This window comes from Xanthomonas sp. NCPPB 901 (assembly GCF_056725085.1).
Genome location: NZ_CM161511.1, coordinates 3280623 through 3293979, shown reverse-complemented (window position 1 = coordinate 3293979; position 13357 = coordinate 3280623). Strand labels below are relative to the sequence as shown.

Below are 13357 nucleotides of genomic sequence, written 5' to 3'. Positions count from 1 at the left end.
AGTGCTGGCCGAATATTTGCCGACCCTGCTGTTTCTGATCGTGGCCACCGGTATCGGCGTCGCGCTGATGCTGGTGGGGCGGTTCCTCGGTCCCCGGCGTCCCGACCTGAAGAAGCTGTCGCCCTACGAGTGCGGCTTCGAGGCCTTCGAGGACGCGCGCATGAAGTTCGACGTGCGCTACTACCTGATCGCCATCCAGTTCATCGTCTTCGATCTGGAAATCATCTTCATCGTGCCGTGGACGCAGGTGTTCATGGACCTGGGCGCTCGCTCCCTGGTCACCATGGGCCTGTTCGTCGGCATGTTGTTCCTCGGTTTTGTCTACGTGTGGAAGAAGGGAGCGCTGGAATGGGAGTGATTCAGACCCTGGATCGCCTGATGACCAACCCGATCCCGGAAGGGCGGGTGGACGACATCCTGCGTCCCGAAGGCGAGAACCCGCTGCTGGAGAAGGGTTACGTCACCACCAGCGTCGATGCGCTGCTGAACTGGGCGCGCACCGGCTCGATGTGGCCGATGACCTTCGGCCTGGCCTGTTGCGCGGTCGAGATGATGCACGCCGGCGCCGCGCGCCTGGACCTGGACCGCTACGGCGTGGTGTTCCGACCGTCGCCGCGCCAGTCCGACGTGATGATCGTCGCCGGCACCCTGGTCAACAAGATGGCCCCGGCGCTGCGCAAGGTCTACGACCAGATGCCGGACCCGAAGTGGGTCATCTCGATGGGTAGCTGCGCCAACGGCGGCGGCTACTACCACTACTCGTATTCGGTGGTGCGCGGCTGCGACCGCATCGTGCCGGTGGACGTCTACGTCCCGGGCTGCCCGCCGACCGCCGAGGCCCTGGTCTACGGCATCCTGCAGTTGCAGAAGAAGATCTGGCGAACCCAGACCATCGCGCGCTGATTCCTCTTTCCTCGAGAGCACGCCAAGCCCCCATGGCAGAGCAAGCATCTTCCTTTAGCGACCGACTCGGCGCCCGTTTCCCCGGCAGCCAGGTGTTCGTGGCCCTTCCGCGCGGCGAAGTCACCCTGGAAGTGCCGGCCGACGCCTGGCACGCCACCTGCCTGGCGCTGCGCGACGAGTTCGGTTTCGAACAGCTGTCCGACCTGTGCGGCGTGGACTACCTGGGCTATGGCAGCGACGAGTGGGATACCTCGGACGTGTCCTCGCACGGTTTCAGCCGCGGCGTCGAAGGCAAGGCCGTGGGCCGTTTCGCCTGGGGCGAGTTCCCCAGCGGCGAGGCCGCCGGCGGCGCGCAGCCGTTGCCGGTGCCGCAGCAGCGCTACGCGGTGCTGGCGCAGCTGATTTCCTACCGCCACAACCAGCGCCTGCGCGTGCGGTGCTACGCGCCGAACGAAGACCTGCCGGTGGTGGCCTCGGTCACCGACATCTGGCCGGGCGCGAACTGGTTCGAGCGCGAGGCGTTCGACCTGTTCGGCGTGGTGTTCTCCGGCCACCCGGACCTGCGCCGCATCCTCACCGACTACGGCTTCGTCGGCCATCCGTTCCGCAAGGATTTCCCGCTGATCGGCAACGTCGAAGTGCGCTACGACGAAGAGAAGCAGCGCGTGATCTACGAGCCGGTGACCTCGGTGGAGCCGCGCGTGGGCGTGCCGCGCGTGATCCGCGACGATGCGCGCTACCAGACCGCGGCGGGCGAAGCACAGAAGGAGTCCGCCAAGTGAGCGAGTACCACCAGGCGCACGAAGGGTTCGCCAGCAATCCTGCCGAAGCCAAGCAGGAGATCCGCAACTACACGATGAACTTCGGCCCGCAGCATCCGGCCGCGCACGGCGTGCTGCGCCTGATCCTGGAGATGGACGGCGAGACCGTGGTCCGCGCCGATCCGCACATCGGCCTGCTGCACCGTGGCACCGAGAAGCTGGCCGAGTCCAAGCCGTTCAACCAGTCGATCGGCTACATGGATCGCCTGGATTACGTGTCGATGATGTGCAACGAGCACGCCTACGTGCGTGCGATCGAGACCCTGATGGGGATCGAGGCGCCGGAGCGTGCGCAGTACATCCGTACCATGTTCGACGAGATCACCCGCATCCTGAACCACCTGATGTGGGTCGGCTCCAACGGCCTGGACCTGGGCGCGATGGCGGTGATGCTGTACGCGTTCCGCGAGCGCGAAGAGTTGATGGACGTGTACGAGGCGGTGTCGGGCGCGCGCATGCACGCGACCTACTACCGCCCGGGCGGCGTCTACCGCGACCTGCCGGACCGCATGCCCAAGTACCAGGAGTCGCGCTGGCACAAGGGCAATGCGCTGAAGCGCCTCAACGCCGCGCGCGAAGGCTCGATGCTGGACTTCCTCGAGGAGTTCACCAACACCTTCCCGGCGCGCGTGGACGAGTACGAGACCCTGCTCACCGACAACCGCATCTGGAAGCAGCGCACCGTCGGCATCGGCGTGGTCACCCCGGAGCAGGCCTACGCCTGGGGCATGACCGGCGTGATGCTGCGCGGCTCGGGCATCGCCTGGGACCTGCGCAAGAAGCAGCCCTACGCCAAGTACGACAGCGTGGATTTCGACATCCCGCTCGGCACCAACGGCGACTGCTACGACCGCTACCTGGTACGCGTGGCCGAGATGCGCGAGTCCAACCGCATCATCAAGCAGTGCGTGCAGTGGCTGAAGGCCAACCCGGGCCCGGTCATGGTCGAGAACTTCAAGGTGGCGCCGCCCAAGCGCGCCGACATGAAGGACGACATGGAAGCGCTGATCCACCACTTCAAGCTGTTCAGCGAAGGCTACTGCGTGCCGGCCGGCGAGACCTACTGCGCGGTCGAGGCGCCGAAGGGCGAATTCGGCTGCTACCTGATGTCCGACGGCGCCAACAAGCCGTTCCGCGTGCACCTGCGCGCGCCGGGCTTTGCCCACCTGTCGTCGATGGACGCGATCGTGCGCGGCCACATGCTGGCCGACGTGGTGGCGATGATTGGTACCTATGATCTGGTGTTTGGTGAGGTCGACCGATGAAGGCGACAGGTAATTTCGAAGCGGCGCGCGACGTCGATCCGATGGTGGTGCTGAGCGACAAGACGCGCGCGCACATCGATCACTGGCTGAGCAAGTTCCCGCCCGACCGCAAGCGCTCGGCGGTGCTGCAGGGCCTGCATGCGGCGCAGGAACAGAACCAGGGCTGGCTGACCGACGAACTGATCGCCGGCGTGGCCAAGTACCTGGAGCTGCCGCCGGTGTGGGCCTACGAGGTCGCCAGCTTCTACTCGATGTTCGAGACCGAGAAGGTCGGCCGCAACAACGTCGCGTTCTGCACCAACATCAGCTGCTGGCTCAACGGCGCCGAGGACCTGGTCGCGCACGCCGAGAAGAAGCTCGGCTGCAAGCTGGGCCAGTCCACCGCCGATGGCCGGGTCTACCTCAAGCGCGAGGAAGAATGCCTGGCCGGTTGCGCCGGCGCGCCGATGATGGTCATCAACGGCCACTACCATGAGCATCTGACCAAGGACAAGGTCGACGAATTGCTGGACGGGTTGGAGTAACGGCAATGGCACAGCATCCCCACGCCCCCACCGGTCCGGTCGGCCCCGCGCCGCAGCCGCACCAGGTGGTGTACACCACGCTGCACTACGACACCCCGTGGTCCTACGAGAGCTACCTGAAGACCGGTGGCTACGCCGCGCTGCGCAAGATCCTCGAAGAGAAGATCCCGCCGGAGCAGGTGATCGAGATGGTCAAGCAGTCGAACCTGCGCGGCCGTGGCGGCGCCGGCTTCCCGACCGGCCTGAAGTGGTCGTTCATGCCCAAGGGCGCGCCGCAGAAGTACATCCTGTGCAACTCGGACGAATCCGAGCCGGGCACCTGCAAGGACCGCGACATCCTGCGCTACAACCCGCATTCGGTGGTGGAGGGCATGGCCATCGCCTGCTACGCCACCGGTTCCACCGTGGGCTACAACTACCTGCGCGGCGAGTTCCACCACGAGCCGTTCGAGCATTTCGAGCAGGCCCTGGCCGACGCCTACGCCAATGGCTGGCTGGGCAAGGACATCCTCGGCAGCGGCATCGACATCGACATCTACGGCGCGCTGGGCGCCGGCGCCTACATCTGCGGCGAAGAGACCGCGTTGATGGAGTCGCTGGAAGGCAAGAAGGGCCAGCCGCGCTACAAGCCGCCGTTCCCGGCCAACTTCGGCCTGTACGGCAAGCCGTCGACGATCAACAACACCGAGACCTACGCCTCGGTGCCGGCGATCATCCGCAACGGCCCGGAATGGTTCCTGGGGCTGAGCAAGACCAAGAACGGCGGCCCGAAGATCTTCTCGGTCTCCGGCTGCGTGCAGAAGGGCGGCAACTTCGAGGTGCCGCTGGGCACCACCTTCGACGAACTGCTGGAGATGGCCGGCGGGCTGAAGCCGGGCCGCACCCTCAAGGGCGCGATCCCGGGCGGCGTGTCGATGCCGGTGCTGAAGGCCGAGCAGCTCAAGGGCCTGCAGATGGACTACGACACCCTGCGCGCGCTGGGCACCGGCCTGGGCTCGGGCGCGATCGTGGTGCTGGACGACAGCGTCTGCTGCGTGAAGTTCGCCTGCCGCATCTCGCAGTTCTTCCACAAGGAGTCCTGCGGCCAGTGCACCCCGTGCCGCGAGGGCACCGGCTGGATGCACCGCGTGCTGGAGCGCATCGTCGCCGGCAAGGCCACGATGGAAGACCTGCACCAGCTGCGCACCGTCGCCGGGCAGATCGAAGGCCATACCATCTGCGCCTTCGGCGAAGCGGCGGCCTGGCCGATCCAGGGCTTCCTGCGCCAGTTCTGGGACGAATTCGAGTACTACATCGTCAACGGTCATTCGATGGTTGACGGCAAGAAGCTGGAGGCAGCCGCGGCATGAGCGCGCAACCCAACAATCCCGGCGCGACCCCGGCAGTGGTGCCGGACGGCCATGTGACCGTCGAGATCGACGGCCAGTCGCTGGTCGTGCCGAAGGGCTCGATGATCATCCAGGCCGCCGACAAGGCCGGCATCCCGATCCCGCGCTTCTGCTACCACGAGAAGCTGCCGATCGCGGCCAACTGCCGCATGTGCCTGGTCGACGTCGAGAAGTCGCCCAAGCCGTCGCCGGCCTGCGCCACGCCGGTCATGGACGGCATGAAGGTGCAGACCCGCAGCGACAAGGCGCTGAAGTACCAGCGCAGCGTCATGGAATTCCTGCTGATCAACCACCCGCTGGACTGCCCGATCTGCGATCAGGGCGGCGAGTGCGAGCTGCAGGACGTGTCGCTGGGCTATGGCCGTTCGGTCAGCCGCTTCAACGAGCGCAAGCGCGTGGTGCCCGACGAGGACATCGGGCCGCTGGTCGCCACCGAGATGACCCGCTGCATCCAGTGCACGCGCTGCGTGCGCTTCACCGCGGACATCGCCGGCACCTACGAGCTGGGCGGCATGTACCGTGGCGAGAACCTGCAGATCGGCACCTACGACGGCAAGCCGCTGACCACCGAGCTGTCCGGCAATGTGGTCGACGTGTGCCCGGTCGGCGCGCTGACCAACAAGGTGTTCCAGTTCCGCGCGCGCCCCTGGGAGCTGGTGGCGCGCGAGTCGCTGGGTTACCACGACGCGATGGGTTCCAACCTGTTCCTGCACGTGCGCCGCGGCGAAGTGCTGCGCACCGTGCCGCGCGACAACGAAGCGGTCAACGAGTGCTGGCTGTCCGACCGCGACCGCTACTCGCACCAGGGCCTGTATGCCGAGGACCGCGCACTGCGGCCGATGCGCAAGGTCGACGGGCAGTGGCGCGAGGTGTCGTGGGCGGAAGGGCTCTCCGCCGCGAGCGAGATCCTCAAGGCCAACCGTGGCGACGCGCTGGGCGTGCTCGCGCATCCGTCCACCTCCAACGAGGAGGGCGCGCTGCTGGCGCGCCTGGCCGAGGGCCTGGACAGCGGCAACCTCGACCACCGCGTGTACAACCGCGATTTCTCCGATGCCGCGCTGGCCGAACCGTTCGCGCTGCCGCTGGCGGAGATCGAGCAGGCCGACGTGGTGGTGATCCTGGGCAGCAACCTGCGCCACGAACTGCCGCTGCTGCATGCACGCCTGCGCAAGGCGCGGATGCAGCGCCAGACCAAGGTGTATTCGATCAATCCGGTCGACTTCGACGTGGCCTTCGACCAGGCCGGCCGCCAGATCGTGGCGCCGTCGAAGTTCGCCGAGGCGCTGGCCGACGCTGCGCTGCGCGAGGCGGTGCAGGGTGCCGGCCGTGCGGTGCTGATCGTCGGCGCGCTGGCCGAGAACCATCCGCAGGCCGCTTCGCTGCGTACCGCTGCGCGCGAGTTCGCGACGGCCACCGGCGCGGCGCTGTGCCGCATCCCGCAGGGCGCCAACGCGCTGGGCCTGGCGCGCTACGGCGTGCTGCCGCGCAGCCGCAACGTCGCGGCGATGCTGGCCGAGCCGCGCAGCGCCTACGTGCTGTACGGCCTGGAGCCGGGCCTGGACTTTGCCGACGCCGCGGCCGCGCGCAGCGCGCTGGCCGGCGCCAAGGTGGTGGCGTTCAGCCACTTCGCCTGCGCCTCCACCCGCGACGTGGCCGACGTGATCCTGCCGATCGGCGCCCTGCCGGAAATCGAGGCGACGCTGACCAACCTCAACGGCAACGAGCAGCGCACCCGCGCCGGCGGCAAGCTGCCGGGCGAGGCCCGCGAGGGCTGGCGCGTGCTGCGTGCGCTCGGCGGCGAGCTGGGCCTGCAGGGCTTCGAGTTCATCGACCTGGCCGGGCTGCGCGATGGCCTGCAGCCGCGCGAGGTCGCCGCGGCGAGTTCGGCGCAGCCGGCACGCCAGGACCAGGGCCTGGAACTGGCCGCCAGCCCGGCGATCTACCGCACCGATGCGGTGGTGCGCCGTGCGCAGGCGCTGCAGCAGCATCCGCTGAACCGCGCGCCGGGCGTGGCGGTGCATCCGGACGAGGCCACGCGCCTGGGCCTGAGCGACGGGCAGATGGTCAAGGTCGGCACCGCGGCGGGTAGCGCCACGTTGCCGCTGACGACGGACAAGCGGGTCGCGCCGGGCGCGGCCTGGATCGAAACGGGCCACGGCGCGACCGCGCCGCTGGGCGCCGGTCGGGTGACGGTGGTGGCTGCATGAACGAGATGCTGTTGAACGTGGTCGACCCGCTGCACCAGTGGCTCCTCGGCCTGGGCGCCCTCGGCGTGGTCCTGTGGATCGTGCTGAAGATCCTGGTGATCGCCGTGCCGGTGATCGTCGCGGTGGCGTTCTACGTGGTCTGGGAACGCAAGCTGATCGGCTGGATGCACGTGCGCCACGGGCCGATGTACGTGGGCATGGGCATCTTCCAGGCCTTCGCCGACGTCTTCAAACTGCTGTTCAAGGAAATCATCCAGCCCAGCAGCTCGCACAAGGCGATGTTCGTGATCGCGCCGCTGATCACTCTGGCGCCGGCCTTCGCCGCCTGGGCGGTGGTGCCGTTCGACGCCAAGCTGGTGCTGTCCAACGCCAACGCCGGCCTGCTGTACCTGCTGGCGATGACCTCGCTGGGCGTGTACGGCATCATCCTGGCCGGCTGGGCGTCCAACTCCAAGTACGCCTTCCTCGGTGCGATGCGTTCGGCGGCGCAGGTGGTCAGCTACGAGATCGCGATGGGCTTCGCCCTGGTCGGCGTGATGATCGCCGCCGGCAGCCTGAACCTGAGCACGATCGTGCAGGCCCAGGCCGGCAACTCCGGGTTCTTCGACTGGTTCCTGATCCCGCTGTTCCCGCTGTTCATCGTGTACTGGGTGTCCGGCGTGGCCGAGACCAACCGCGCGCCGTTCGACGTGGTCGAAGGCGAGTCGGAAATCGTCGCCGGCCACATGGTCGAGTATTCGGGCGGTGCGTTCGCGCTGTTCTTCCTGGCCGAATACGCCAACATGATCCTGGTCAGCTTCCTGGTCTCGCTCTTCTTCCTGGGCGGCTGGCTGAGCCCGATCCAGGGCTGGGTCACCGCGGACGTCTCGCCGTGGGTCAACTGGATCTGGACCGGCGGTTGGCCCTGGCTGCTGATGAAGGTGCTGTTCTTCGCCAGCGCGTACATCTGGTTCCGCGCCAGCTTCCCGCGCTACCGCTACGACCAGATCATGCGCCTGGGCTGGAAGGTGTTCATCCCGCTGACGATCGTGTGGATCGCGGTGACGGCATTGATGGTGTTCTACGGCGTGATCCAGAAGGGCGTGTAAGCGATGAATAAAATCACCCATTACTTCAAGAGCCTGCTGCTGCTCGAGCTGCTCGGCGGCCTGTGGCTGACCTTGAAGTACACGTTCCGTCCCAAGTACACCGTGCTGTACCCGATGGAGAAGTTCCCGCAGTCGCCGCGCTTCCGCGGCCTGCACGCGCTGCGCCGCTATCCCAACGGCGAAGAGCGCTGCATCGCCTGCAAGCTGTGCGAGGCGGTGTGCCCGGCGCTGGCGATCACCATCGACTCGACCAAGCGCGAGGACGGCACCCGCCGCACCACCCGCTACGACATCGACCTGTTCAAGTGCATCTACTGCGGCTTCTGCGAGGAAAGCTGCCCGGTGGATTCGATCGTGGAGACCCAGGTGCTGGAGTACCACTTCGAGAAGCGCGGCGAGAACATCGTCACCAAGCCGCAGTTGCTGGCGATCGGAGACCGGCTCGAGGCCGAGATCGCCGAGCGCCGCGCCGCCGACGCTCCCTTCCGCTGAGGTTCCGAAATGGATTGGGTAAATATCGCTTTCTGGATCTTCGCCACCATCGCCGCGGTCGCCGCCGGCGCGGTGATCAGCGTGCGCAACCCCGTGTACGCGGTGCTGTGCCTGATCCTGACCTTCTTCTCCATCGCCTGCGTGTGGCTGCTGGTGGGCGCTGAGTTCCTCGGCGTGACCCTGGTGCTGGTCTATGTCGGCGCGGTGATGGTGCTGTTCCTGTTCGTGGTGATGATGCTGGACATCGACACCGCCCGCATGCGCGAGGGCTGGGTGCGCTACCTGCCGGTCGGCCTGGTGGTGGCGGTGGCGATGCTGGTGCAGATGATCACCCTGATCGGCGTCAAGGCGCGCAGCGCCGCGCCGTTCCCGGCCGACAACGCCGCCGCGCAGGCGGCCGACACCTCCAACATCACCTGGCTGGCCAAGACCCTGTTCACCCAGTTCCTGCTGCCGTTCGAGTTCGCCGCGATCATCCTGACCGTGGCGGTGGTGGCCGCGGTGATGCTGACCCTGCGCAAGCGCACCGGCATCAAGACCCAGAACCCGGGCGACCAGTCGCGGGTCAAGGCCGGCGATCGCCTGCGCATGGTCAAGATGGACGCCGAGAAGCCCACGCTCCACACTCCGCCGGCATCGCAGGAGGGCCAGCCATGATCTCCCTAGGCCATCTGCTGGCGCTCGGCGCGGTGCTGTTCTGCATCGCCCTGGCCGGCATCTTCCTCAACCGCAAGAACGTCATCGTGCTGCTGATGTCGATCGAGCTGATGCTGCTGTCGGTCAACATCAACTTCGTCGCCTTCTCGCGCGAGCTCGGCGACGCCGCCGGCCAGTTGTTCGTGTTCTTCATCCTGACCGTGGCCGCGGCCGAAGCCGCCATCGGCCTCGCGATCCTGGTGACGCTGTTCCGTACCCGCCACACGATCAACGTGGCCGAAGTCGATTCGCTGAAGGGCTGACCCGCAGATGGAAATTACGCTCTCCAAGAGTCTGCTGATCGCGGTGGTGCTGGCCCCGCTGGTCGGCAGCATCATCGCCGGCCTGTTCGGCCGTCAGGTCGGCCGCAAGGGTGCGCAGTTCGCCACCATCCTCGGCGTCGCGATCAGCTGCGCGCTGTCGTGCTGGACCCTGTACCAGCTGGTCGGGCAGGGCGCCTCGCCGTTCAACCAGAACCTCTACACCTTCTTCGAGGTCGGCCACTATTCGGCCCACGTCGGCTTCATGGTCGACCGCCTGACCGCGATGATGATGGTGGTGGTGACCTTCGTGTCGCTGCTGGTGCACATCTACACCATCGGCTACATGGCCGACGACCCGGGCTACCAGCGCTTCTTCAGCTACATCTCGCTGTTCACCTTCTCGATGCTGAGCCTGGTGATGAGCAACAACTTCCTGCAGCTGTTCTTCGGCTGGGAAGCGGTGGGCCTGGTGTCGTACCTGCTGATCGGCTTCTGGTTCAAGCGCCCGACCGCGGTGTTCGCCAACATGAAGGCGTTCCTGGTCAACCGCGTCGGCGACTTCGGCTTCATCCTCGGCATCGCCGGCGTGCTGCTGTGGTTCGGCACGCTGGACTACGCCACCGTGTTCGCCAACGCCACCGCGGTGCTGGGCAGCGAGGCCGCCGGCGGCCTGGCCCAGGTGCAGCTGTTCCAGGGGCATGCCTGGAACGTCTCCACCATCATCTGCGTGTGCCTGTTCATCGGCGCCATGGGCAAGTCGGCGCAGGTGCCGCTGCACGTGTGGCTGCCGGACTCGATGGAAGGCCCGACCCCGATCTCGGCGCTGATCCACGCCGCGACCATGGTCACCGCCGGCATCTTCATGGTGGCGCGCATGTCGCCGCTGTTCGAGCTGTCGCAGACCGCGCTGGACTTCGTGCTGGTCGTCGGCGCCACTACCGCGTTCTTCACCGGCCTGATCGGCATCGTGCAGAACGACATCAAGCGCGTGGTCGCCTACTCGACGCTGTCGCAGCTGGGCTACATGACCGTGGCGCTGGGCGTGTCGGCGTACTCGGCGGCGGTGTTCCACCTGATGACCCACGCCTTCTTCAAGGCGCTGCTGTTCCTGGCGGCCGGCTCGGTGATCATCGGCATGCACCACGAGCAGGACATGCGCAAGATGGGCGGCCTGCGCAAGTACATGCCGATCACCTACTGGACCAGCGTGATCGGCACCCTGGCGCTGGTCGGCACCCCGTTCTTCGCCGGCTTCTACTCCAAGGACACCATCATCGAGGCGGCCCAGCTTCATGCCGAGGGCGCGCCGTTCTGGAGCATCGCCAGCTACGGCTACTGGGCCGTGCTCGGCGGCGTGCTGATCACCAGCTTCTACAGCTTCCGGCTGCTGTTCCTGACCTTCCACGGCCAGGAGCGCTTCCGCGATGCGCCCGCGCACGACGACGCGCATCATGACGCCCACGGCGCGCATGCCCACGACGACCACGCCCACGACGATCACAGTCACGACGATCATGGTCACGGCCACCATGGCGCGCACGAGCCGCACGAGTCGCCGTGGGTGGTGACGGTGCCGCTGATTCTGCTGGCGATCCCGTCGATCGCGATCGGCTTCTTCACCATCGGCCCGATGCTGTTCGGCACCGACTGGGCGGGGCATCATGCCGCGGCGGCGATCAAGGGCCAGGCGGTCAGCTTCTTCACCGGCATCGTCGACTTCTACAATCCGGCGCGCGACACCGTCGGCGCGCTGGCCGAGGAATTCCACGGCCCGGTCGCGTTCGCCCTGCACGGCCTGACCCAGCCGCCGTTCTTCCTGACCCTGGCCGGTTTCGCCCTGGCCTGGATCCTGTACCTGTGGAAGCCGGAACTGGCGGCGAAGGCACGCAAGACCTTCTCGGTGCCGGTGTGGATCCTCGAGAACAAGTACGGCTTCGACAAGCTCTGGATCGGCGGTTTCGCCGGCGGCGGCCTGCGCCTGGGCAAGGTGTCGCGCGCGGTGGATACGTATGTCGTGGACGGCATCATGGTCAACGGCACCGCGCGCGTGATCGACCTGGCGGCCAACCTGCTGCGTCGCACGCAATCCGGTTTCCTCTATCACTACGCCTTCGCGATGATCGTCGGTCTCATTGCCCTGCTGGGCGTGCTGATGCATTTCTGGCGTTGACCTGTACGGAATAAGAACACGTGTCGAACTGGCCTCTACTCTCCATCCTGATCTGGCTGCCGATCGTCGGCGGCGCCCTGGTGCTCGCCCTGCGTGATGCGCGTGCGGCGCGCTGGGCGTCGCTGCTGGTGGCGTTGCTGACCTTCGCGCTCAGCGTGCCGCTGCTCACCGGTTTCGACTACGCCAGCGACGCGCTGCAGTTCGTCGAGACCCACGCCTGGATCCCGGCGTACAACATCGGCTACAACCTCGGCGCCGACGGCATCGCGGTGGCGCTGATCGTGCTGACCACGTTGGTCACGGTGCTGGCGCTGATCGGCGCCTGGACCTCGATCGACAAGCGCGTCAACCAGTACGTGGCCGCGTTCCTGATCCTGGAAGGCGTCACCGTCGGCATTTTCGCCGCCACCGACGCGATGCTGTTCTACGTGTTCTTCGAGGCGATGCTGATCCCGATGTTCCTGATCATCGGCATCTGGGGCGGCCCGCGCCGCATCTACGCCGCGGTCAAGTTCTTCCTGTACACCTTCCTCGGCTCGGTGCTGATGCTGGTCGGGTTGATCTACCTGTACCTGAAGGGCGGCAGCTTCCAGCTCGCCGACCTGTACCAGCTCTCGCTCACCTCCAAGGAGCAGACCTGGCTGTTCTTCGCCTTCCTGATCGCCTTCGCGGTCAAGGTGCCGATGTTCCCGGTGCACACCTGGCTGCCGGACGCGCACGTGGAAGCGCCGACCGCCGGTTCGGTGATCCTGGCGGCGATCGCGCTGAAGATCGGCGGTTACGGCTTCCTGCGCTTCAACCTGCCGATCCTGCCCGACGCCAGCAACGAGTGGGCGTGGCTGGTGATCGCGCTGTCGCTGATCGCGGTGATCTACGTCGGCCTGGTCGCGCTGGTCCAGGACGACATGAAGAAGCTGATCGCGTATTCCTCGATCGCGCACATGGGCTTCGTCACCCTCGGCACCTTCGTCGCCTTCGCCCTGGTCGGCTTCGGCAGCGTCGACGCCGCGCGGCTGGGCCTGCAGGGCGCGATGGTGCAGATGATCTCGCACGGCTTCGTGTCCGGCGCCATGTTCTCCTGCGTGGGCGTGCTGTACGACCGCATGCATACCCGCCGCATCGCCGACTACGGCGGCGTGGTCAACGTGATGCCGTGGTTCGCGACCTTCGCGATGCTGTTCTTCATGGCCAACGCGGGCCTGCCGGGCACCAGCGGTTTCGTCGGCGAGTTCATGGTCATCATGGCCAGCTTCCAGGCGCATCCGTTGCTGGCCTTCGGCGCGGCGACCACCCTGGTGATCACCGCCGCCTACACCCTGTGGCTGTACCGCCGCGTGTTCTTCGGCGAGGTCGCCAATGCGCACGTGGCCGAGCTGAAGGACATCAACGGTCGCGAGGCGCTGGTGCTGGGCGTGTTCGCGGCCGGCGTGCTGGCCCTGGGCCTGTATCCGAAGCCGTTGACCGACCTGATGGAGCCCTCGATCGCGAAGCTGGCGGCGCAGATCGCCACCAGCAAGCTGTAAGCGGCCGTCGAGCGTAT

General features: G+C 66.8%; 13 protein-coding genes. All 13 read left to right on the top strand.

The genetic code is table 11. The features are described 5' to 3' along the window. The first annotated feature begins 1 nt into the window (after position 1). From AC1PME_RS13755 to AC1PME_RS13695, 13 genes are read left to right on the top strand one after another with little or no spacing between them, the layout of a single operon-like run. Positions 2–358 (top strand): NADH-quinone oxidoreductase subunit A, encoded by a 357-nt coding sequence (locus tag AC1PME_RS13755; protein WP_010343005.1) that lies wholly within the window; start codon positions 2–4, stop codon positions 356–358. Further along, positions 349–903 carry a NuoB/complex I 20 kDa subunit family protein gene (locus AC1PME_RS13750; RefSeq protein WP_010343006.1) on the top strand — a complete coding sequence of 185 codons (555 nt, stop codon included), beginning with the start codon at positions 349–351 and terminating at the stop codon, positions 901–903. The genes AC1PME_RS13755 and AC1PME_RS13750 overlap by 10 nt, the downstream gene beginning before the upstream one ends. Positions 904–935: 32 nt before the next feature. Then, positions 936–1685 (top strand): NADH-quinone oxidoreductase subunit C, encoded by a 750-nt coding sequence (locus tag AC1PME_RS13745; RefSeq protein ID WP_184449321.1) that lies wholly within the window; start codon positions 936–938, stop codon positions 1683–1685. Continuing rightward, entirely contained in the window at positions 1682–2989 is a 1308-nt protein-coding gene (locus tag AC1PME_RS13740) for an NADH-quinone oxidoreductase subunit D (protein WP_307551376.1), read from the top strand. The genes AC1PME_RS13745 and AC1PME_RS13740 overlap by 4 nt, the downstream gene beginning before the upstream one ends. Further along, on the top strand, positions 2986–3513 hold the full coding sequence (gene nuoE / locus AC1PME_RS13735) for an NADH-quinone oxidoreductase subunit NuoE (protein WP_010343009.1): 528 nt from the start codon (positions 2986–2988) through the stop codon (positions 3511–3513). Before AC1PME_RS13740 ends, nuoE begins: the two co-directional genes overlap by 4 nt. Positions 3514–3518: 5 nt before the next feature. Then, a complete protein-coding gene (gene nuoF / locus AC1PME_RS13730) occupies positions 3519–4862 on the top strand; it encodes an NADH-quinone oxidoreductase subunit NuoF (RefSeq protein ID WP_209031858.1) in 1344 nt (447 codons plus the stop codon). After that, complete coding sequence (gene nuoG / locus AC1PME_RS13725) at positions 4859–7108, top strand: NADH-quinone oxidoreductase subunit NuoG (RefSeq protein ID WP_481096155.1); 2250 nt, start codon at positions 4859–4861, stop codon at positions 7106–7108. Before nuoF ends, nuoG begins: the two co-directional genes overlap by 4 nt. Next, positions 7105–8196 (top strand): NADH-quinone oxidoreductase subunit NuoH, encoded by a 1092-nt coding sequence (gene nuoH / locus AC1PME_RS13720; RefSeq protein WP_254458534.1) that lies wholly within the window; start codon positions 7105–7107, stop codon positions 8194–8196. The genes nuoG and nuoH overlap by 4 nt, the downstream gene beginning before the upstream one ends. Before the next feature lie 3 nt (positions 8197–8199). Then, entirely contained in the window at positions 8200–8688 is a 489-nt protein-coding gene (gene nuoI, locus AC1PME_RS13715; protein WP_012915532.1) for an NADH-quinone oxidoreductase subunit NuoI, read from the top strand. A gap of 9 nt (positions 8689–8697) precedes the next feature. Further along, positions 8698–9345: an NADH-quinone oxidoreductase subunit J gene (locus AC1PME_RS13710; protein ID WP_254458533.1), complete on the top strand. Its 648-nt coding sequence runs from the start codon at positions 8698–8700 to the stop codon at positions 9343–9345. Then, on the top strand, positions 9342–9647 hold the full coding sequence (gene nuoK / locus AC1PME_RS13705) for an NADH-quinone oxidoreductase subunit NuoK (RefSeq protein ID WP_017908131.1): 306 nt from the start codon (positions 9342–9344) through the stop codon (positions 9645–9647). The genes AC1PME_RS13710 and nuoK overlap by 4 nt, the downstream gene beginning before the upstream one ends. Before the next feature lie 7 nt (positions 9648–9654). Then, a complete protein-coding gene (gene nuoL / locus AC1PME_RS13700; RefSeq protein WP_481096154.1) occupies positions 9655–11817 on the top strand; it encodes an NADH-quinone oxidoreductase subunit L in 2163 nt (720 codons plus the stop codon). Positions 11818–11837: 20 nt separating this feature from the next. Then, complete coding sequence (locus AC1PME_RS13695; RefSeq protein ID WP_254458531.1) at positions 11838–13340, top strand: NADH-quinone oxidoreductase subunit M; 1503 nt, start codon at positions 11838–11840, stop codon at positions 13338–13340. Positions 13341–13357: the final 17 nt, after the last annotated feature.